This is a genomic window from Streptomyces sp. NPDC045899, assembly GCF_056431485.1.
Genome location: NZ_JBWKKP010000006.1, coordinates 103,255 through 126,025, shown reverse-complemented (window position 1 = coordinate 126,025; position 22,771 = coordinate 103,255). Strand labels below are relative to the sequence as shown.

9 protein-coding genes are annotated in these 22,771 nt (G+C 69.3%); 3 read left to right on the top strand and 6 right to left on the bottom strand.

The window, feature by feature from the left end; translation table 11 throughout:
* Window positions 1-13: 13 nt before the first annotated feature.
* Window positions 14-1,972 (top strand): twin-arginine translocation signal domain-containing protein, encoded by a 1,959-nt coding sequence (locus tag AC07FT_RS11295; RefSeq protein WP_479175856.1) that lies wholly within the window; start codon window positions 14-16, stop codon window positions 1,970-1,972.
* Between the two features lie 216 nt (window positions 1,973-2,188).
* Here AC07FT_RS11295 and AC07FT_RS11290 read toward each other — a convergent pair whose 3' ends face one another.
* The 6 genes from AC07FT_RS11290 to AC07FT_RS11265 all read right to left on the bottom strand — a co-directional run bounded on the left by AC07FT_RS11290 (window position 2,189) and on the right by AC07FT_RS11265 (window position 21,927).
* Window positions 2,189-2,980 (bottom strand): type VII secretion system-associated protein, encoded by a 792-nt coding sequence (locus AC07FT_RS11290; protein ID WP_479175854.1) that lies wholly within the window; start codon window positions 2,978-2,980, stop codon window positions 2,189-2,191.
* Between the two features lie 79 nt (window positions 2,981-3,059).
* Window positions 3,060-3,329: a hypothetical protein gene (locus tag AC07FT_RS11285; RefSeq protein WP_479175852.1), complete on the bottom strand. Its 270-nt coding sequence runs from the start codon at window positions 3,327-3,329 to the stop codon at window positions 3,060-3,062.
* Entirely contained in the window at window positions 3,326-20,062 is a 16,737-nt protein-coding gene (locus AC07FT_RS11280) for a lonely Cys domain-containing protein (RefSeq protein ID WP_479175851.1), read from the bottom strand. The genes AC07FT_RS11285 and AC07FT_RS11280 overlap by 4 nt, the downstream gene beginning before the upstream one ends.
* Before the next feature lie 53 nt (window positions 20,063-20,115).
* Window positions 20,116-20,457 (bottom strand): hypothetical protein, encoded by a 342-nt coding sequence (locus AC07FT_RS11275; RefSeq protein ID WP_479175849.1) that lies wholly within the window; start codon window positions 20,455-20,457, stop codon window positions 20,116-20,118.
* 5 nt (window positions 20,458-20,462) lie between these two features.
* Window positions 20,463-20,966 (bottom strand): YbaB/EbfC family nucleoid-associated protein, encoded by a 504-nt coding sequence (locus AC07FT_RS11270; protein WP_479175847.1) that lies wholly within the window; start codon window positions 20,964-20,966, stop codon window positions 20,463-20,465.
* A gap of 22 nt (window positions 20,967-20,988) precedes the next feature.
* Window positions 20,989-21,927, bottom strand: coding sequence for a hypothetical protein (locus AC07FT_RS11265; protein WP_479175845.1), 939 nt, complete (start codon window positions 21,925-21,927; stop codon window positions 20,989-20,991).
* On the opposite strand from AC07FT_RS11265, the gene AC07FT_RS11260 reads away from it, so the two are divergent.
* Complete coding sequence (locus AC07FT_RS11260; protein WP_479175844.1) at window positions 21,913-22,254, top strand: hypothetical protein; 342 nt, start codon at window positions 21,913-21,915, stop codon at window positions 22,252-22,254. The genes AC07FT_RS11265 and AC07FT_RS11260 overlap by 15 nt on opposite strands.
* A gap of 66 nt (window positions 22,255-22,320) precedes the next feature.
* On the top strand, window positions 22,321-22,771 hold a 451-nt coding region (locus tag AC07FT_RS11255), incomplete at its 3' end, for a hypothetical protein (protein WP_479175842.1).

The following is a 22,771-nucleotide window of genomic DNA, read 5'->3' as shown; positions in this document are numbered from 1 at the left end:
TCAGGAGGCATACATGAACGGAGTCAATCGGCGCGACTTCCTGCACGGTGCGGCGGCCCTCTCGGTCGGCGTCGCCCTCGCGGGATGCGACCCGGACGGCTCCCCGGATGAGGGCAACGGACCGGACAGTGCCGGTCCGGTCATCGCCGTCAGCACTCAGCACGTCCTCTCCGAGGTGAGTCGGCTGATGACCGGGGTCAACGGCGCCAAGTGGTACAGGAACGCCTACGGCCTGTGGGATCCAGAGGCCGACGCTCCCGTACCGGATGCCGTCAAGAAGATGAAGGAGAGTGGTATCACCCTCGTACGGTATCCGGGCGGAACCTCGTCCAACCTGTACCACTGGAAGGGGGCCGTGGGGCCCCAATCGGGCCGGACCCACCAGGTCGAGGGGCAGCACGGGGAGCAGGTGGACAGCAGGTACGGCCCGGACGAGTACATGTCCGTCATCAAGGAGATCGACGGTACGCCGCAGATCATGGCGCCGTTCGCGAATTCGACCCCCCAGGAAATCGCCGACTGGGTGGCGTACATGAATGCCCCGCAAGGAACCAAGTGGGGGAAGGTGCGGGCGGCGAACGGTCATCCCGAGCCCTACGGTGTGCGTCGCTGGGAGATCGGCAACGAACTCTTCGGGAAGCACCAGCGCTACTGGATGAGCTCAAATGACGAGAAGGCCATCAAACAGTACGCGTTCGGTGGTAAGCAGCGGCAGCGAGGTCAGCGCGTCGGACAACCGACTGATCACAGTTCCGCAGCCTCGGTCAGCAGCGGCCGACCGAGCCAGACCTTCACCGTGTGGTATCCGCCCGTGGTACCCAGGAGCCAGGCGATCCATGTCGCCGGCGCCAAGTGGCGTGAGGTCAGCGACTTGTCCTCAGCGGACGCGAAAGCCGAGGTCTACACGTTCGAGCCGAAGAGCGGCACGATCCGGTTCGGCAACGGCCGGCACGGCGCAGTCCCCCCGAAAGGGGCGAAGATCACCGCCGACTATGTCTCCGGGCCGCATGCCGGTTTCGTCGACTACTACAGGGCGATGAAGGCCGTCGACCCCACGATCGACGTACTGGCCGTCTGGGCGCCCATCGATGACGGAAAACTCGTGACCGGAAAGATGAGCTTCCCTCGACTCATGGCCGAGCACGGCCATGCCGACGACTACGACGGTATGACCATTCATCCCTACACGAATTTCTCGCGGGACCTTCATGTCACCAGCTTCCCCGACAAGCGAGCCGGCCACGACTACCAGATGCTGGGAGAGGCGGCCGCCGGAAAGATGGTCACCGACCTCATCCATGAGGTGCACAAGTACGGCAAGAAGAAGGCATATGTGGCGGTCTCCGAATGCGGTGCGCTCTTCTTCGGCGAGGAACGCAGCACGGAAGGCTACCCCGAGTATCCGTATGCGATGTCGCATGTCCTCTACATCGCATCTCAGTGGGCGCGATTCAGCAACGTCGGTGTGCCCTGGACGGCAAGCAATGACCTGATCAGCCATAAGCCGGGCCCATCGCGCACCATCTTCGGAGGTGCTCCGGAATTCGCGCGTATGCCGGAAGCCGTGCTGCGCGAGCAGCTCAAGGATGTCTTCCAGGGGGGCGGCAAGGTCGTTGACAGCAAGGTGAACGACAACGTCGGCGTGGCCACGCGCGAGACCCCGCTGGGCTCCGCCTACGAGGCGCTGGTGACAACTGCCACCATCGACCGGGACGGGGCCCTCAACGTCCTGGTGGTGAATCGCTCACCGGACAAGGACGTCACGGCACACATCGCTCCGGATGACTTCACACCTGCCGAAACGGTCGACGTGTCCGTGGTCGCCGGGAGGACGTACTACGACTTCAACAGTGAGCAGCGACCGGACGCCGTCAAGATCGAGAAGTCACAGGCCAAGGTAAAGGGAAAGACATTGGACTGGGCCTTCAAGGCGCATTCGGTGACCCTGTTGCGCTTCGCGAGTCGAGGCTGATCGCTGATCCCCCGGCGAGGTGGATGCGGGGGGTGGTGAGGGAACTCGGCGAAGGGTTCGTTGCAGTAGTCGCCCGGCTCGGTGCCCGGGGGCGATGCCGTCCACGGACGCGACCAGGCCGCCGCGTGGACTTCACCCGCGAATCTTCTGTGTCCACCTCCCGTTCGGGGCCGCTGCGGATCTGGCGGCCCCGAACGGTGTCGCGTCCCCGACGCTTCACAGACAGCTCTGCGCACCACCGGACTTCGGTGCTCCGATGCCGAGCAGATCCGGTGGGGGCCGCTCCCCCTCGCCCTCCGCTTCGTAGCGCTTCAGGTCGGCCATGGCCGACCGCAGATCGCTCATCGTGATGAGCTGTCCCACCGGAGCGGAGGAGCTGAGGAACAGCACCTCCTTTCCCTCAGGCAACCGGTCCAGGAGGTCGGGGACGAACATCACCTCGTGCGGAGGCAGCTTGTTCCCCTCCAGATTCGGTGCCGGAGAGAAGACGGGTACGGCGGACGAGCCGTCGGGGGCCTCGGTGACTGTCGGCTCTCCGCCGTCGTCGACACACACGGCCACTTCGGCGTCCGCGAGGACCAGGGCGAACAGCTCTTGTGAGCCGTAGCCGGTGGCGACGAGGCGTACCGCGGCGTCGCTGGGGCTGACCGGCGCGGCCCAGCCGTACGCGTCCGGTGAGGGCCGGTACTCGGTGTTCTCCTCCCATTCGACGATCTCCCCGTGCTCGTCGCTGCGCCAGCGTCCGAGTATCGCCCAGCACGGCGGGGGTTCGCCCTCTTCACCCTCCCAATGCCGGTCGATCACCGACAGCCACTGGCGTGGTGCCACTTGGGCCGCCGAGACGAAGTCCTCGGGCGGCTCGCGGAAACCGGGCTCGCCCTTCAGTACGGCGGACGGGCCACCCTGGATCCGGGAAGCGTCCGCGACCTCACCGGCCTGCTGGTCGCCGGCTTCCTCCTCAGCGGTGTTCTCGGGGCTGTCGTCCGGAGTTCCGGATGAACGCGTCATAGGAGGCAACTCCATTGGTGTGTGGGTGGGATGTGCGGATGCACGACCGCCGGCCGGTCGACCACCTCCGCAACGGACATCAGCTCGAACGCCGGCCGGCCCGCGGTGTGCAGAGGGACCTGCGAGGTGAACGCGGCGCGACCGCGGTCGGGCCGTCCGCCGCGGTGGCGGCCAGCGAAGCACTGTCGAAGGTGGCGAACACCGCCGTTTCCGGCCCGACCGCCACTGGCCGACGACGGCCCACCGGGGGCGGATCCTCGCCGTGCCACCTCGGGTCGACCATGCCGAACCAGTGGTCGGGCGCGCTCCGGGCGCCCGGATCGACGTTGGGCTCCATGACGTCGCTCATCGCCTCCGCCACCCGGCCAGATACCGGTCGCTGTCGTCGCCGTCGTGGACCACCAGCACGGTGGGGCCGGTGGGCGAGCCGTGACCGTTCGGCGTTCCGTCACGGCCGACGACGGTGAGTGCGACGCCCAGTTCCCGGGCGATGACGGCCGCGACCACCGCGTCGACCGTCTCCGGGAGCTCACCGAGCCCGGCCGCCAACCGGAAGTGCTGCACCGGGGTGAACTCGAAGCGTTCAAGCAGCAGTTCATCTCCACCGAGCAGCGCCGCCTCGACACGCTGGTCAGCGCTCAGCTCGACACCGGCCTTGTCCAGTTGCCCGACCGGGACCCGCCGGTCGCCCCCCAGTGGCGGCAGGGTGTCCGGAAGATCTGTCTCGGTCACCCTCGCAAGCGCCCAGCCACGCAGCTCGCCGGGGGCCACCGGCAGCTGCACCCCGGCTCCCTCCAGGGCATGCGCCAGTGCCTCCCCGTTTCCGGCGGCCTCGACGGTATGGAGACCGAAGGCTGTGCCATGGAGCCGCGCGGTGGCCGGGCCCGTACGCAGATAGCCGGAGACGCAATGACCCTTGAGGTCCGTTCGCGTGGCGGGTGGGGCGGGGTGCCACTCGCCGACGTGCGCGGCCGTATACGACCCGGCAGCCTCCTCCGGAGAGAACACCGGGTACCCGGGTGCGGACTTGTGTCCCGAGGAGGTGGCGGGGTTCGGAACCTCCAGCGCCGTCTTGCGCCAGGTGGCCCGGGTGCCCGGGTGGGGCCTGGTGACGATCCGCAGCGGGGCGGACGTGGCACCCGGCGCCGGGGTGGTCGGGGCCAGGGACAAGGACGCGCTGTAGGACCAGCTGTGCCGGCTCGTTCGATTGGAGAAGAGCTGCGGCACCTGCACCTTCCGTCCCGTGTCCGCCAGCCCGGACGTCAGGAACAGCAACGGGATACCGAGAGGGGTGGCACGCAGCAGCGGGGCGAGGTCCAGCAGCGCCAGGAACTCCAGATCGGCTACCCGGATCGGATGCAGCCCGGCCAGGTGCATGACCACGAAGCCGTGTCCGTCGGTGTCGGTCGCCACCGCCATGACGTTCTCGGGCTCACCATCGGCCGTCCATCTCGCGGGGGACTGCTGAGAGGAGTCTCCGTCGGGTCCCTCCACCTGCCGCTCCACCACGCGCAGGTCCACACCGTCAGTCGCCGGAATACCGCTCCAGTTGTAGCCACGGACCGTGTTCCCTTCGCGCAGCAGATGCGCCGGCCCGAACGCTCCCTTGGTCATGAGGTCGAAGGCGGCCAGCGTCGCATAGTCCGATGGATCCAGCCCCGCCGCGACAACCTGCGCCACCCGGCCCAGCAGCTCCATCTTCTCCGTCGGGGTCCACTCCCGCTCGGGAGACATGTGGAGCACCGTGCGCCCCATCCTGGCCTGGAAATCCGGGTTCATACCGGCCAGCCTCCGGCCGGCGGCGACCAGCGCCCACAGAGTCCGCGCCTGCTCTCGCTCACCCACCGGCATGCCCGGCGGCAGCCTCAGCACCTGCCGCACCAGTGCCTCACCAATCCGGTTGAGCTGAGTCATCGCATGCTGGATCTGCGGGTCCTTGATGTCCTCGCTCAGCCGGGCGTCCGGGTCCTGCTTCAGCCGCGCCACCGCGAAGTCCAGCGCCTTGCGGTACTCGGCCTCGCCCGGCCGCATGTTCCCGAAGCGCTGCGCGAAGGCGGTCCACAGCTCCATCCGGAACGGCGTCAGCCGGCTCAGTGCCGGATCGTTCGCCCGGTAGCGCTCCAACGCACCTATGCTCGCCAGAAGTTGTCCGCGCTCGGTGCGGCGGCCCTCGTCCTCGATGGCGGTGCCGTATACCTGCCGCAGCGCCCGCACCAGCCGCAGCGTGACCTTCCGTACCTCCGCCGGCGCCTCACCCGGCTCCGTGTGCAGACCCGCATCCCGGGCCAGCTGGTCCAACTCCTCGTCCAGCGGCTCAGGGACGAACTCCTCCTCGACCCCGGCCACACCACCGGGTGTGTCCCAGAGGATGTGTGTGTCGACGTCGTATCCCCTGCTCATGGACGACGCCTTCACCCGGCGTCGGCTCGCGTTCGCCGTGGCCTGGCCGAGGGACACCTCATCCAGGGGGTCCTGCCCCGGAGGCGCCGTCCTGTTGTCCAGCTGCGGCCGCGTCGGATTGCCCGCCGAGCCGCCCCAGCAGACCTCCAGGCCAATCTTGTGCCCCTTCGCCCCCACGGGCAGCTCACGCACCTCGGGCAGGCCACCGATGTACTGTCCACCGTCCTCGGCACCCAGCCACACCGTCCGCCCGTCCCGCAGGACAAGCTGCAGCCCTCCCGGCAGGCCGTGTGCGACGAAGTGGTAGACCGCCGGATCCGCGGCCCGCTCCCCCTCGCTGACCAGCACCGTCCGGTCGCCCGAAGCCATCAGGTGCACCAGCTTCCGGGCATGGAGGTGAGTCCGCAGGACACGTTCCCGGTCGCGTACGTCCTCCCCGAGCGACATCCGGCCGAAGCGCTCATGCCCCGTGGAGACCAGAGGCCGAGTGGCCACATCGCTGTCCCGGAACGTCGTGCCGTCCAGCGCCGTCCACTCACGGTCAGTGTGCTCAGCGGGCGACACCGTCGTCGTTGACGTCGTCGACGTCCTCGGCACGAACGGCACCCACAGACCCACCGGCTCCTCGGGATCACGGTCGATCATCGCAAGTGTGTGATCACCGCGCTTGTTACGCACCAGCCGTGCTTCGCCACTGGGAGCCCACACCGTCCGCCCCAGACGGTTCCCCACCACCCTCATCAGATCCAGGTATCCCACCAGTGCCGTGTCCGGCACCGCCAGCACCACCGGCACATCCTTCGGCAGCCTGGCCAGCTCCGGGTCCGCCGCCAACTCGGTCGCCAGCCACTCGGTGTCCAGCATTCGCTCATCATCACGACCGGCCCACACCACATACGCCGTGTCACCCCACGGCGCCTTCTCCTCCGAGCCCGGTACCTCGTTCAACGGCACACCCGGCCGTTCCTCGAAGACGCGCACCTGTCCGACCCGCAGCCGCCGCACCTTCTCCCCCGTCAGGTTGCGCCCACGCGGCGCACCGGACGGACCGGCCATCAAGGTCTCGGGCGGCCACGACGGAGCGGAAGAGGACTCTCCCTCCTCCGAGCCGGTCCCGGCAGGCGCGCCGTAGCGGTGCTCGGTCGCCGCGTCGGCCACCGCGTGCGCCGTGGAGGACGACTGCGTGAACTCCGGCAGCGCGTCTGCCACCACCTGGCCCGATGGACCGATCACCACCGCCCGCGCATCGGAGGGCGCCTCGTCCGGCGCAAAGTCCGACACCCGGCTCCCAGCGGGCTTCGACGCATCCACCCACACCACACCCGCCCCATCCAGGTGGTACGCCGCCCACGCATGCCCCAGCACACCACCCTGACGCCGCGCCAGCACGAAAGCCGAAGCACCCGGCCCCGCCTGCTCCACCGCCTCCGCAACCGCATCCCACGACCGCACCCCACGCCACCCCGGCCCCGCCGCCAGCGAAGGCGCGGCTGACGAGCGGCCACCCTCCTCGGCATCCAGCGCGACCGCCGCACCAACGCCCTGCGGATACCACTCGCTCCGCAGATCCGCCAACAGCTCGAGACACCGCTCCACCGGCACATCCACCGCCGGACCACGACCGGCCACCTCATCCACCAGCCGCTCCAACCGCGCCCGGCTCAGCACCGGAAGCGGCCCCCGCGGCGCCAGCGGGCCGAACGCCGGGCCGACCCTCTCCGTGACCGGGCGCGCGCCCGTGCCCCCTGGGATCCCGGCGGGCGCCGAGACCCGGGAGCCCTGAAGCGACCCGGACTGGGTGGTGTCCTCCGCACGGCGCAGGGTGTCGAGGGTGGCGGTCAGCTCGGTCAATCTGTGCCAGGCGCGGGTACGGGCGTGTCTATGGTTCTGCCGCTCCGCCAGGACACGCTGGAGGGACTGCTCGACATCCCGCAGCCGGGTGAGGTCGAGATCACGGAACCTGGTCCGCTGCGTCAGCACACCGGCCGCGTCTCGTTCCACCTGCCGGGCCTCGGCCACGCTACGGCCGGTCTCCAGCCCAACCCGGGCTTGCTCCTCGTGCGCCACGCCCACCGCGTTCCGTGCCGGAAGCAGGGCGGCCCGTGCGGTGCTCAGTGCCGCTTCGCCGTCGGTGTACCGCCGCTGGAGGTCGTTGCACCGCGCCTCAGCGGCCGTGGCCCGCTCCTGGGCGGCCGTCAGGTCCGGCTGGGCCCCGTTGACCGCGGCCATCCGCTCGATGCCCTGGACCTCGCCGTGCGCCTGCCGCCATACCAGCTGTGCCTGGCGCACCTGCCCCTCGGCCGGCAGAGCGGTTTCGGCCTCACGGATGGCCCCTTCGACCCGGGCGAGTTCCGCCTGGGCCACGCCAACCGCGGTGTTCGCCCCCTCGCGCGCCAGCTCGGCCTGCCGTACGGCCTCGTGGTGGGCCGTCTCAGCCGACTGGTGGTCGACGGTGGCAGCCGCCGCCGCGGCCCTCGACTCACCGAGGGAATACTCCGCCACGGCATGGTCCGCCCGCAGATCCTGCTCGGTCGCGACCGCCTGTGCCTCGGCCGCCAGCGCCGTCGTATACGCCTGGGCCGTCTCCGCGAATATCCGCCACGTCTCGCCGGTGGCGTCCGTGGCGTCCGCCGGTTCGCCGTCAGCGGTGAAGGGCCAGTGGCGCACCTGCCCCTCGTCCGTGCGCACCACCAGCTCCACCGGCTTCCCCGCCCGGGCGGCGATACGGGAAGCCACGAACAGCGCGCGGGCCAGCCGCGTCCCGTCCGGGTCGGAACCGAGGGCGAGCCACAGTTGCGCCGAGGTGTCCTCGTTGTCGATGCCGTCCGTCAGCACCTCCGGCAGATCCGTGACCGGGTGCCGCGCCCAGTCGCGCAAGTCGTCCGCGTCCTGTCCGGAAAGCATCGACGGCATGTCGTACACACCGGACTTCGGCCGCGCCGCGGTGGCTCCGAAGCCGAGCAGGTCCCGCATTCCCAGCCGCATGGTCACGGTGCCGGTGACATACACGGTCCCCTTGGCGCCGGTGACCGGGAAGACCACGTCGACAAGCGTCTCGGAGGTGTCCGTACTGCCCCACCGCATACGGTCGTACCGGGAGCCCGCCACGCTGCCGACGGGGGCGGAGGGGTGCGACTGGAGGACACCCAGGGGGAAGTTCAGGCCGAGCCGATTCAGGTTCTCGGCATCAAGGCTGTGGATGTCCCGCTCCTCCACGGAGAAGGACGTGCCTGCTTCGGAGGACGAGGACGCGCTGTTGGCAGCCGTACGCAGATGATGCATGGCGTGGTCATCGCCCTGCGTGACCGGCCGCGGGTTGTACAGCCGGATTCCCAGAGTGGGTACGGGACCGACGGTCTTCTCCGGCCAGCCGCCGGGCATCCGGAGAATGGCATCCGCCTCCGCGGACGATTCGCCCACACTGATGTCACCAGTCCGGATCAGCTCGCCCAGTCGGGCGGCGACCGCCTCCGCGGAGGCGTTGGCGGGCAGCCCCCAGAGCGAGGCCAGGCCGGGGGCGACCCTGTGCAGGGCCTGTGTGAGCTGAGGGAAGGCATTGAAGTCGTAGACCAGTGTCGTCCCCGTCGGCATCAGACGCGGACCGCCGGGGAACGGCGGAATGCCCTGCTCTGCCGCTTCGTGGGGTGATATCGCCAAGGGGTCCCGGGTGAGCAGCGCGGGTGGACGAGGAGGGTCGTACGGCTGCGGTTCGACGGACTCGGAACCGGAGAACCGCAACTCCATCGTGGCCGGCACGGTGGCCGAACTCTGCGGCCGGCCGTGCAGGACACGGCGTATCCAGCCGGTCAGCCGCTCGGCCGGATTACCCTCCAGACCGGACAGGTTGAGCAACCCGGCCTGGATGAGCCCGCCGGGGGCGTTCATGGGCCAGTCGGTGCTCAGCGCGGAGGTGGCCGAGGCGACCAGGTCGTAGTCGACGTTGTCGAAGTCGGCGGCGCTCCCCGCCTTGATCCGGGAGACATCGCCGACGGTGTGGCTGGACTTGCCCGAGACGGCCTGCTCATCGGTCCACATCAGCCGCAGGCCCTGTTGGTCCGTACCGGGGGCCGAAGGGCGGGTGTACCGGGAGTTGGGGTTGACCGCCGTCTGATGTGTCCGTCTGCGGGTGAGGGCCGTCGACCGCGTGTTGGTGCGCTCATGGATCATTTCCAGACCACCGTCGGTGGTCTGGCGGCCTCGCATCCGGCGCAATGCTTCGGGGTGCATCGTGAGTTCGGCCCGCACGGTCACCTCGACAAGCCGCGCACCGCCGTCGGCGACATGCAGGAAGTGGAAGGTGAAACCGCCCGCGCCACGTCCGGGCAGCGCGTACAGCGTCGTGGGGTTGGTGAGTCGGGCGATCTCGGACGCCACTCCGGGCAGGTACGAACGGTGTCCGGGCCGGGTGGCACCCGGCGCCTCCCTCTCCACCAGCGCGGTGAGCTCCTCGTGCAGCCGGTCCGGCTGCTCCCGGAGCTTGGCCGGGTCGCTGAACTGACGGACCGACAGCACACTGCCGACGCCGAGTTCGCGGGTGCGGGCGAACCGGTCGGGCGGCGGAACGCTCAGCTCCGGCAGTGTCAGGGGCGGCAGGCCCGCCATGTTCCGGTACCACTGGGCGTTACGGGCCAGCGACTCGACAGGGACCAGGTAGGTCACCGCACCGGGCAGGTCGATCGCGAGCGTCACCGGCTTGTGGCCGCCCAGTCCGAGCGAGTTGAGGAACAGATTGCCCGAGCCACGGTGGACGTCGACCACCAGCACGCCATCGGCGGTCACCACGAAGTGGTCCCCGTCGTGGTAGCTGACATGGGTGATCTTCGTACCGGCGGCGTTGGTGCCAGAGCTGTCCGTACGCCGCCGATAGACGCGCTGTCCGCTCGGATTCGCCTGGTAGCCAGACTCGTTGGGCTGCCATTGCAGCGCGGTGACGTTGAAGCCGGCCTGCCCGGTACGGCCCACCTGCCGTTGCCGGCTCGAGGTGTCCGCCGGGCTCACGAAGCGGTCGGTGTAGATGCTGACGGGGTCGTCGACCACAAGCGCCGGGTTTGCCAGATAGCCCCGCATGTCGATCTTCACGATCTGGTCCGCCAGCATGCCGGACAGCGGCAGACCCTCGATGACCCTCCTGCCCCCGCGGAACATGTCCCACGCCCAGGAGACGAGCTGGGCCGGGCTGAACCCGGCGTCCTGCACCTCGGGAGCGAGAGTCTTCGGGTCGTTGGGCGACGCGCCCGCGACAAACGTCGAACTCCACTTGTAGGCAGTGGCCATCCAGGTGTATGGCCGGCGTGCGGCACGTGCCACAGGGCCGCCCGCTCCATGGGCGAACACCCCGGCCCGGTTCAGGGCACCGGCGAATGCCCCGGGGACGACACTCTTGGCCGCGGCCGCGGTCCGTTGGGTGCCACTGGCGATCAGGCCCGCGGCACCACGTGCGGTCCGGGTGAGCGCTCCAGGCCCCGGGGCGCCCGGATGGGTACCCGTGTAGACCTGCTCCAGCGCGTCGACCAGCGCCTCCCTGGCCCGGAAGGTGTCCACCGTCGCGCCTTCCGGCAGCCGGGTCACCCCCGGCAGTGGGCGGCCGTCCTCGTCGACCAGGCCCAGCTTGCGGAAGTCGTCCTCCGCCGCCGGGCGGATCACATGCCTGGGCGCGGGCGCGACAGGTGTCCGGTCCGGGTCGGGTGTCCGGGTGCGGTAGAGCGGAACGAGGAGCTTGACGGTGCCGCGCGCGGTGAGCGGGGCGCCGGCCGGATTCCACAGCACCCTGGCGGTGCCGGTCCCGACCTCCGTGTCGGCGTCCGTGTCAGTGCTCGTGTCCGGGGGTGCCTGACCGTCGTCCGTACGGTCGTCGGGACGGGGCACGCCCTCGTAGGCGGTCAGGGAGTACCGGGCCGGCACGGTCCAGAGCCCGCTGCCGCCATTCGCGATGATGAGTTCGTCGAGGCCGACCGCCGTACCAGCCGTCTCACTGGACGACTTCTGGCCCGAACCCCCGAAGCCAGGGCCGACATTCACCGTGGTGTCGTCCGGGGCGGGAATGGTGAAGCCACCACCGGCTCCGCCGCCACCGCCCCATGACGTACCGTGCTGCCTGCTGCCACCGGCCCCGGCCGAGCTGTAGCTCATGGTGTTGACCTCCGGCAGCACACGGGTGTGCTCGGACGGCTGGTCCGTGTCACGGGCGACCGAGAAGACCAGCCGCAACCGCCGGACCCTTCCGGTGATGGTGCTGGGCTTCTCCAGCCAGAGGGAACGCTTCCCGTCCGAGGCGTCCGGCAACGAGGTGGCCAGGCCGAACCGGGTACGCAAGGTCCCCAGCTTCCGCAGATTCGCCAACTGCGCCTTGCGCAGTCGCTCGTCGAGCCGGATGGGGAAAGACGGCGCACGGTGCTCGGCGGGCGGCAGGAAGCCCTCCGCCCGCAGCCACTGTGTCGCCTCGTCGAAGAGCGGATCGGCGCCTTCGATCCTCAGGGGCGTCTCGCCGTGTCCGATGGCGGTCAGGGTCTCCAGATGGTCGGGCAGTTCCCGCAGTTCATCGGGGCGCGGCCGGTGGCCCCGCACGGTCTCGCGCTGAGCCGCCAGCAGGCGCAGGCCGTCGTCCCAGGGCCCGAAGCTGCCGCTGGTCCTCCCGCCCCCGGCGAGGTGGAGGGTCACCTGGTACGTGACCCGGCCCGGCGTGCGCAGGCTGCTGCTGTCGGTGTAGATGCCCTGCATCAGCGCGGCGCTGCTCGATCCGCTCAGCCCGTCGGTCATCCACCGGCTGATGCCCACCTCACCGAAGAGGTTGCCGCCGAACCTGGCCGTGGCATCCGGGTGGCCCTCGCGGTGGTCGACGGTGAACGCCGGCCCGCCCGAGCCGGTGACATCGATCCCGCTGGTGTACTCCGCCGACTGGCCCACGTCCACGCCACGCGACGGCCACGTTCCCAGGCTGAACCTGCCCTCCGGGGTCTTCGACGTCGGAAGGTCCTGCTCGATGTCCACGGCGAGTTCGAGCACGCCGATCGCGTCGCCGCCGGCATCCGTCAGGGTCGGCGAGAACACCCCGCCACCGGCCTGGAGCTGCGCGGCGCCACGCAGCATCTGCTCGGACAGGAACTCCTCCAGCTCCTGTGCCGAGCCGGTGCCGAGCCTGGCCAGCGGGCTGAAGTCCTCATGCGCGAGGAGCTCGGTCAGCAGCCGCCGCGGCTCCCCCACGCTCTCCACGCCCCACAGCGGGACGTCGTCGTCCACGTCCGCCGACTCGGGCAGATCGGCCGGGTCGGTGCCGTCGTCGAGGGCCAGGTGTTCCGGCACCCACACCGTGACCGGGCCGTGTGACCGCTCCGGCAGCCAGTTGCCGTGGTCCTCGCGGGGGGCGTCCACCCGGACCTGCCATCGCCCCTCGAAGTCCACCGGGTGCGCCGGATCCTGGGCATGCTGCCACCCCGTGACCGTAAGCGTCTCACCGACGGAAGTGGACCGGGACAGCTGATTGTGCGTCGCGGACACCACGACCGTGACATCGCCCCAGCGCACGGTCCCCGGATCGTTCCTCAGCTTGATCAGCGTCCATGGCACGGCGACACTGCGCACATTCGATGACCCGTCACTGGCCGAGAACGACTGGCTTCCGGCGGGACGGTGCTCCATCTGCACCTCGGGGAACCCCACCGCGTCCGGCGGGTACTTCGCCGACCTCTGACCGTTCGCGAAGGTCAGCCGCACGTCGACGGTCCGGGTGCGGCCCGCGTGCCGCACGGTGATCCGGTGTCCCTGGCTGCTGCGCAGATACGGCCGGTTCAACTCGATGTCGGCCGCGCTGAGAACATCGTCGAGCTGGGTCCGCAGGGACCGGCCGCCCTCGCTGTCCACGTCGGCCCCGAGGGACTCGATGATCTGTCGGTACAGCCCCTCCAGGACGGAGTCGGGGGTGGGCTCGGTCCGGACCAGGCCGATGTGTCCGTCGTGGCACGCGCCGTAGGTCTTGATGAACTCCGACAACGGCGGCGCCGTGGTCAGCTCTTCCCGATCCCGATCCCGATCCCGATCCTGGTCCTGGTCCTGGTTGTCGGTGGAGGGATCGTCGGGGAGCCGCACACCGTTGTGCCAGCGCCCACCGGGCGGGTGGTCCTTCGCCGCGCCGGGCGGGGGTGGCGAGGCCGGTTCGTCCACGGTCACACCATCGTGGGACAGATCCCCGGTCCGCGCGGCGTGGAGCACCTGTCCCAACGAGTTCTCGGACACCGTCGGGTCCCAGCCCCGCTGCCGGGCGAATGCACCCACGAGCGGCTCCAGCACCCGCCTGGTCAGCGGTCCCGTGTCCGGGTTCCCCGGAGCGGTCAACCGCAGCCGCTCCAGAGCCGCGAACCCTCGTATCAGCTCCTGGAACTGTGCTGCCCGGTCGGGGTTGGTGTCGATGTCGACGCCATGGGTCTGCCGCAGCGCGCGCACCCATCGCAGCACCCGGGTGGTCCTGCGCTCCAGCTGCGGGGGCAGCCCCGCCATATCGGCCAGTGCGGTGAGTACCTCCGCCCGCGGCTCGGGACGGAACTCCAGCCAGCGGAACGCCGGCCGGTCCGGGTCGTCAAACTTGATCAACCGCGGCGGCCACTGGCCCTCCGCCTTGCTCGACCCCTGCTCAGCATCGGTCGAGAACACCGTACGACCCGTCTCGTTCGCGATGTCCTGTGCACCGGGAACCGCCTCGAACGGGTCCTTCCCCGGGGCCAGTCCGCCCAGCTCACACCAGAGCGCCCAGACCGGCGCCTCCCGCCGCATACGCCGAAGACTCTTGCGCCGCGCGAGCATCCGGCCGATCTCCTTGGGCCGCACCGTCTGATTGAGGCCCGTGCTCCTCCGCGGCAGCACGGCACGCCCATGCTGACCGTGGCCAACAATCAGATAGGCGTCGCGGAGCGGTCGCGGCAACGGCCGCAGCGGACTCTCACGGTTGCGGTCGACCCCTGGCAGCCCCTCATACAGGTCGGAGTAGAACTCCACCGCCGACAACGGACGCAGGTCATCCTCCCGGATGGCCATGTCCACCTCGTTCAGGAAGGCCCGCCCCGTCAGCTCCCGGCCATCAGCCGTGAGCAGCGTGAACGACTGGACATCCGCATCCGGGAACACCACTCCGTCATTCGCCGTCACCTCAGCCGAGGGATCATCCGCGACCAGACCCGGATCGCTCGGAATCCAGGTTCCGTTCGGGACCGAGCCCGGATGACGGCTCTCCGTCAAGAACAGCGCGCGCCTGCCACTGCCATCGGGCATCGGATTCAACCTGAACTCACCGTCGGTGGCCCACACCCTCACCCCGGCCCGGTCCGCCACCAGCCTCGGTTCCGTCCCCTGGCCCGAACCCGGGACGAGCAACAGCACATGAGCACGTGCCGGACGCTCGGGGTCATGGGCGACCAGTTCCGCGAACTCCTCGTCGTCCACCTCCACCGGATTCCCGTGGCCATCACGGACCACGATCCGGCCCGATTCCGCCCGCTCCGCCAGCACCACATACGGCTCCGCACCCCAGGGCGCGGGCGGCAGCTCACTCGCTCCCGCCACCGCCAGCCGGTCCACCAGCAGGTCCACACCCGTCCGAGCCGTCCAGTTCCGGCCCATGAACCGGTCATCGGCCGAACTGCGCAACGCCGTCGGGTCCGACACCGCGCCCCCGATCTGCAACCCGTACGCCGCGACCTTCGCCAGGTTTCCCGCCCGGCCACGGCGCGCGGCGCTCCCCACCACCGACAGCGCGTTGAAGTACAGCTCGGGCGTCAGCGACGCCGAGGGATCCAGATGCAGCATCCAGCGAGCGATCCCCTCCAGGTCCATCGGCCCCGAACCGAATCGGGGGTCACCCACGCGCGCCGTTTCCAGCACCGCGAGCGACTGAAGCATGGGTTCGTAGGTCGGCTGGCGTTCCACATCGGGACCGAACGCCTGACGCAACACTGCCTCCAGACGCGCCCGAAGGGATCCGGGCCACTGACCGGGAGGCGGCGGGGCGGGGAGTGGGGCAGGCGGGGCAGAGTCTCGGCCCGTCGCGTCACGGTGGGACGGGCTCCCGGTCCAAGCCTGGTGGAGCATCTGCCCCAGCGAGTTCCCGGTTTCCCTCGGGCCCCCGGCGCCGGGCTGCGGCTCCAGCAGCGAGGACAGGAGCCCCGCCGTGTCCGTGGGTGCGACGGACGTCATGAAAGGGGCGGGAGTGTGCGGTTGAGGGATGTGGACACGTTCCGCCCGGTCCCACAGCGCCCGGAAGCCCTCGTAGATCTCGTTCTCCCCCCGGATGGCCTCGACCGGGTTGGCCTGCCCGGTGTGCTCGGCCCGTGGGTCGCCGCCGTACAACCGCTCAAGGAGCGGCAGCAGCTCCGGCTCGTTCCTGCGAACCCAGTCCGCCCCGTTGTTCCGCGGCTGCTTTGTGTACGCGTCCCTCCCCCGGTTCGTCCCCAGATAAGTGTTGGTGAGCTGAGCGAAGAACTCCCGTACGTCGCTGGACGAGTAATTGGCTCCCGTGCGATCGCCGTTGGCATCGAAGCCGTACAACGGGCCGTCAGGCCAGATTCCCTGGGCACCCTTCGCCACGTTGGCCCGATACGCCGCCTCGATGAGCCGCTCGTCCGCCTCGCCCAGCCCGTACCTGTGGATGGTGTGCGCGAACTCGTGGGTGGTCGTGGAGTACCCGTCCGGATACGCGGAAGTGTCACTGGCCACGCTGGTGACCTCACCGATGAGGTTCTCCTCGGTGACGGCCGTCTTCCGGCCCCCACTGCCCCGGACCTTGTCCCACGACCGGCCGTCGAGGCTGGTCACCGCCCCCTTCATCGTGCGGAAGGCGTCCAGGGAGGTCATCGCCTCGTCCTTGGGCACGACCACCACCCGCGATCCGCCCTTGAGCAGCTTGGCCGCCACCTCCGGGTCGCTCAGCATCCGCGCCACCCGCGCCAGCACCTCGGAACGCGCCGCAACCGGCTGGTTCACCCCGACCGGCAGCTGCACCATCAGCTGAGCGGCGGTCTCGGCGAACTCCGCGGAGGGCAGCGTCTCGCGCAACACATCCACCAGCGCACGGTTGGACGCGAGCCGCTCACGTTCGGCGGATGACACGTGGGACAGTTCCAGGGTCCGGTCAGCGGGTGTCATGGCGGGCAGTCGCCATGCCAGTGCCCTGAGCGGGTCGGTCCCGAACGGCCGGGCCGCGTTCAAGGAACCGTTCAGCCTGGTGAGGGCGGCGTCCAGCTCGTCGACTTCGTAGTCCTCGACGCCGAACACGTCCTCCCACGCCTCCTGGTGCGCCTCCAGAAGGTCCGGGTCCCCCGTCAGCTCGCTCACGATCTGGTGGATCCGGGCGCTGAGCCACGGTACGTCTCCGGGCGAGGCCACCTGCCGGTACGCCTCGCCGCGCAGCATCTCCAGCTCATCGACCGGAAGTTCATCGGTGAGCGGTGTTTCCGACAGACCCCAGACCAAGTCGAACAGGTCCGCCTCGCGCTGCTCCGGACCGGTGCCCAGGGCCAGTGAATAGGCGGTGTCCGCCAGCGACTCGGTACGGCCGGGGACGGTGAAGCCATGGACGTCGGTCGTGGTGACATAGGGGGCGACCGCGGTGCCGACGGTGATCTCCACCCCCTGGATCATCCCGGTCAGCACCCGGCCGTCCGGGCCCGCGCGCAGAGCCCCATCCTGCGTTCCGGGGAACCCCTGGGCGATGGCGGCGTTGATGGTGTCGGCGTACCGCCCGGCGGGCGTCGGCAGGTGGAAGTCCATGCGGTCGAGGGCACGCGGGTTCATGAACTGAACCTTGCCCCGCGCCCGGCCGGCGAGGACCACGGGATGGCCGAGGTCCCGCATGAGCGCGCTGAACCGCCGGCCCACCTCCAGCTTCGGTGCGTCGGAGGGTCCGACGCCCGGCAACGCGGCGGAGGGCTGGGGCGCGGCCGAGGTGGTGGCCGCCGGGGGGACGGCCGGGGACTGTGCCGGGACATTCCCGGGGGGCGGGGACGGCTGGTCCGGATCCCCGGAGGCCAGGGTGTGCTGCTCCGGGGACGGCGTGGGGTCGGTGGTCCGCGGATCCGGAGTGCTGGAGGTGGGGTCCGCCGATGTGGTCGTGACCGCGGTGGGCGGGGTGGTGCGGGGGTCGGTGTCGGTCAGTCCCTCGATGGTCCGGAGGTGTTCCGGCGACAGGAGTGGGCCGTTCACGGCCTCGGGGTCCACGTCGATCCCCGCGTAACGCAGTATCTGACGCAGGGCGGTGGCATCGTTCCGGGCCTGGCGACGGTTCCGCTCGGGCGCGCCCAGCGCCGGGTCCTCGGAGGTCAGCCGGATATGGAACTGATCCGATGGGACAGGGTTGGCCGACGCGATGGCGGTCAGCTCGACCGACTCGGGGTGGCCGGGGTCGTGCACGAGGTTCAGACCGATGTGGAGCTGGTCGTTGGAACCCGGCAGCCAGAGCCCATGGTTGACCTGGCTGTCCAGCAGACCGTGTATCCGTTCCTGGAGCCCCGGGAGCTGGTCGGCGGAGAACCCCTCACCGAACCGCACCGGCAGGTCCAGGGACAGGTCCCGCACCGCACGGCCGTCGTCGGTGGGGAGGTACCGGACCTCGGTGCGGACCACCGTGTCCTGCTGGGGCTGGGGTGTGGGTGTGCCGTCCGGGGTGTGCTGAACCGGGTTGGGCGCGGCAGGGAGCTGCGCATGGACCGATATCGGGGGTGTGTGCTGCCGCTGGGGCAGCCACCGTTCGGGGTGGACGGGATCCCGGACCGGCTCTGCCGTCGGCAGGTGGTGCGCGACGGGCGGTGCCGCCTGGTCGGCGGACCGGGGCGGGGCGGTGGCGGCCTCCGGCGGGGTGTGCGCTGCCCCCTCCGAGGGGACGGTTGCGGGCTCCGGGCCGGGGGCCACGGTGGCCCGGGTGTGCGGCCCGGCCGCGGGGTCAACGCTGCCGGAGGAAGGGGTGGTGACATGGCTGGAGGGGATGTGGGCGGCTGTCTGTTGGTCCTGGGCGGCCTGGAGGGTCTCGGCCCCCCACTCCGGCAACGGAGTGGTGTCCAGGTCCGGCAGTGCCGACGCCTTGGGGAGCTGGGGCAGCGGGCCGGTCTGCGGTGACACGTGCGGTGTCCCGGTGGTGTTCTGATCAACCACATCGGGAGCGATGTGCTCCGTGTCCGCGTCCTGGAACGGACTGATCCCTGGGATGGGAGAAGGCGTGGGCAGTGAGAGGGGATCGAAACCGCCGGACTTGGGCGTGGACAGCGGTGTCCCGTCGGAGTTGATGTGTGTGTTCTGCCCGGTCTCCTCGTCCGGCCCCAAGTCCGATAGATCTCTGATGTCCGCGACATCCGAGTGATCGGTGTTCGGGTCGGCGTACGGAACGGGAAGGGGGGTGCCGGAGACGGGCGGCGGGACGGCCGTGATGGGCGTGGTCGGAGGGGCCGGAACAGGCATGGGGGCGGGGGGCGGGGTGCTGCGCGTGGACGGGGCGTCGGGAGTATCCGGGGTCGAGAGGCCGACGGTCGTCGGGGGACCCGCCAGCGGAGGCGGTGTCGAGGAGAGGTTCGGGGTCGAGGTGCGGGGCGTTGTGGTGGGTGGTGTCGATGTGGGGAGGGTGAAAGGTGTGGGGCCCGTACCTCCGGTGACCGGGGGCGGGGTGCTCACTGGGAGCCCCTCCGGGCCCACGTCCACGGGCGGAGGAGGGACGGGCGATCCCGTGCCCTCGGACGGGCCGGATGTCCCGGTGGAGTCCGCGGAGTTGCCGCTGCCGCCCCGCGGCGAGTCGGGGTCGGACAGCGAGTTGAAGACGTTGACCCCGCCCCCACCGCCAAGGAAGCCCTTGTTCAGACCCTTTCCGATCCCTTGGCCGCCCTTGCCCAGCACCTCTTCCGAGACGGCGCTGACACCGGCACCCACAAAGTCATTCCAATCGACTTGCCAGTTGCCGTCCAGAAGGCCATTGGTGAGGACGACCGCACTGCCCTCGCCCAGCCCCTCACTGGTGAAGGCCCGGAACAGATCCTCGCCGAATTCCCGCCACTTATTGTCGCCGAGGTTCTTGAAGGCGCTCTTGAATGCCTTCCCGATGACGTCGGAAAGGCCCCCGGCGAAGAGTCCGGCCAGGGCACCGACCAGGGCGGCCCGGCCGACATCCGACCAGTTGATACCCGACGGGCGGCGGCCGCCGTCGGTGATACCCATATATGTCAGCTGCGCCGCGATGCTCGTCAGCGCCTCCTCCAGTGCCTCCGTGAGAGGCGCCAGCGGGGTTGACCCGAACAGCCGCCCGGCGATCGTCAGCAACGCCACCGTGGTGCGGGCCTTCGCCACGGCAGCCTCGCTGAGGGACAGACCGCCGGTGAAGAAGGACATGGCGCTGATGATGGCGAGCTGCGCGATCAGCAAGGCGAGTTCAAACATGCTCTCGACCTTGGCCACCCCGATATTCGAGGCGTGCTTGGTCTGATTCGCCGCGTGCTCGGTCGTCAGCGTGTCGCCCAGCTCGGTCAGCATGTCGGCGAGGCCCTCTATGACCTGCCCGGACCGCTCCGCGACCGTGGTGGGCAATGCGTCCTGCGCCTGGTACGCCAGATCGAACAACCAGTCACGGACGCCATATATCTGGTCGGCCAGGTCATTCAGCCGGAGGTTCATCTCGTACGCGAGGTCCGACGAGGCCTCAAGCGGCCACTCACCCGTCAGCACCCAGTTCAGAGCACGTTCTTCCTCAGTGAACGAAACAAAGTCCGGCAACTGCATTACGTAGAGATCCCGCCGTCGAAGCCCTGGTCCGTCGCCGCCTGCCCCGCTCGGATGTCGTCCATGATGCCTGACTGCGTCTTGTCCACGTGCTGCTGTTCCTGGGTCCGTCCCCCAACGATTCCGTACAGTGCCTCTGAAACGGATCCCAGCAATCCCTGAATGTCACCGATGGAACTCTGCCACTGTGGACCCACGGTTTCTGCGAAGTCATCCGTGAACCCATACCAGTTGGTGATGGAGCCGAGAAAGTCGTCGAGGATGGAGGAGATCTCGTCGGATGCGGCTTCCATATCGGACTTGAATGCTTCAAGCCGATCCCTACGGTAGTTGAAGGCCACCGCCGCTACCTCCTTTCCTCATCCTCGTGGATCTCGTCACGCAGCCCGTCGCCCGCCTTGCGACGAGTCGCCGTACCCCGCTCCACCGTGCTGACCAGCGGACCGAAGATCCTGTCCCAGTCGATATCCACACCCTCCATGGCGGGCCTGCCGTCCTGGGTCTTGTCGGCCAGCGGCTGGAAGGTGTCCAGTACCAGTCGAGCCATCTGCGCATAGGCGTGTCCGGCGGCTTCCAGCAGCGACGCCGACAGCTGAGCGGCACCCATCGTGCGGTACTTGCCACCGAGGAACTTCACCTCGCCGAGCTGCCCCTGGGCGTTGACCAGGATCTCCACACTGCCGTCCCGGGACCGGGCCGTGGCCGATGCCGTGCTCAGCTGTTCTTGTGCACGGGCCGCGGCCTTCTGTGTCTCCTCCAGGTCGGCCCTCGCCTTGGCCAGCCTTTCGCCGATCGCTTCCCGCTTGCCGGGGCTTCCCATGCCGGGGCTTCCCATGTGCTGATCACTCATCGCTCGACTCCCCTCGTGTCGCTCAACGCCCGATCACGGCCGGCGCGCCGCCCTCGTCCGTGCCCCAGACGTCCTCGTCGTCGCCCATCCAGGAGGCGCGTTCACGGTCGGCACTCTGGGTCTGCTGCTGCCCCCCTCCCCCGGCGCCGCCCATCGGCGTCATGAAGGGCATTCCACTGGCGGTGGTCGCACCGCCGGGCCGGGCGACGGGGATCCGCTCTTCCTCGTCCTGGTATCCGGAGCCGTTGCTCCTGCGCGCGGCGGGCATACGAGAGGTGCTCTGGCCGTCGTCCATCACGGCGCGGACGCGCTCGCCGTCGTTCGAACCACCGCCCGAGGTCATGCCGTTGATGCGGGTGCCCTGGGGCAGCATCGGCATCCCGCTGCCCGAACCGTGGCCCGAACCGGATCCGGTCGAGTCTCCGGAACCCGGGTTCTGGTCGTACAGCTCTTCCTCCTCGCTCCCGGGGGTGTACTCGGGCGAGTACTGCGAGCCGCCGTGGCTGGAGGGGTCCCCGCCTCCCGACCCACCGCCGAGTTCATTGGGTACGGCCTGGCCCTGCTCGATCGGTGTGGTGAGGGTGCTGCCGTCCGGCTGGTGATAGGTAACGGTGCCGTTGTCCGGGTCCAGGACGCTGCTGCTGCCGTCGGGGAACTCGGTGGTGAGGGTGCCGTCCTGGTTCAAGGTCGTGATGCTGCCGTCGCCATTGGTGATCGGCTCGCCGGGGTTCAGGCTGGCGAGGTCGGTCGTGCCGTCGGGGTGGGTCGTGGTGACGTCGCCACCGGGCAGATCGACGGTGGTGGAGCTGCCGTCCGGGAAGTCGGTGGTGACCGATCCGTCGGGGTTGAACGTGGTCGTGCCGCTGTTCGGGTCGGGCAGTCCGTCGTCACCGCCGTCGATGCCGATCTGCTCGGCCTGCTGCTGCGCCTGATCGACCAATTGCTGTTGCTGCTCTTCCAACTGCTCTTGTTGCTGCTGTTGCTGTTGTTCCAGCTGCTGCTGTTGCTGCTCGGCCTGCTGCTGGATCTGCTGCTGTTGCTGTTCCAGCTGCTCCTGCTGTTGTTCCGCCTGCTGCTGCGCCTGCTGCTCGACCTCCTGTTGCTGTTGCTCCAGCTGCTCCTGCTGCTCCTCGGCCTGCTGCTGCACCTCTTTCTGCTGCTGTTCGAGCTCCTTCTGCTGCTGCTGTGCCTGCTGCTCCAGCTGCTCCTGCTGTTGCTCCAACTGGTTCTGCTGCTCCGGGAACGGGCTCTCTGTCTGTGGCCGCTGGTGATCCAGCTGGTTCTGTAGCTGTTCGGCCTGCTGCTCCTGCTGGGCGGCGATCTGCTGGGCCTGCTTCTCAGCCTGCTCCTGCTGTTGCTCAACCTGCTGCTGAACCTCCTTCTGCTGCTTCCGCCGCTGCTTCTCCATTTGCTGCTGGGCCGCCAACTGCTGCTGCTGCAGCTGCGCTTGCTGCATCTGCTGCTCCTTCGCCAACTGCTCCTGCTGCTCCTGCGCCTCCTTCTGCGCCTGCGTCTGTTCCTTGATCTGCTGGGCCTGCTGCTGTGCCAGCTGCTCCTGCTGCTCCTGCTGCTGTTTCTGAAGCTGCTCCTGCTGTTCCTGCTGTTGTTGCTGCATCTGCCGCTGCTGCTTCAACTGCTGCTGCTGAAGCTGCTCCTGCTGCCTCTGCTGCTCCTTCGCCAACTGCTCCTGCTGCTCCTGCGCCTCCTCCTGCGCCTGCGTCTGTTCCTTGATCTGCTGGGCCTGCTGCTGTGCCAGCTGCTCCTGCTGCTCCTGCTGCTGTTTCTGAAGCTGCTCCTGCTGTTCC

What these genes read in the sequence shown, in the direction of transcription:
- AC07FT_RS11295 (WP_479175856.1), top strand. Translation starts at nt 14, where the DNA reads ATGAACGGAGTCAATCGGCGCGACTTCCTGCACGGTGCGGCGGCCCTC.
- AC07FT_RS11290 (WP_479175854.1), bottom strand. Translation starts at nt 2,980, where the DNA reads ATGACGCGTTCATCCGGAACTCCGGACGACAGCCCCGAGAACACCGCT.
- AC07FT_RS11285 (WP_479175852.1), bottom strand. Translation starts at nt 3,329, where the DNA reads ATGAGCGACGTCATGGAGCCCAACGTCGATCCGGGCGCCCGGAGCGCG.
- AC07FT_RS11270 (WP_479175847.1), bottom strand. Translation starts at nt 20,966, where the DNA reads ATGAGTGATCAGCACATGGGAAGCCCCGGCATGGGAAGCCCCGGCAAG.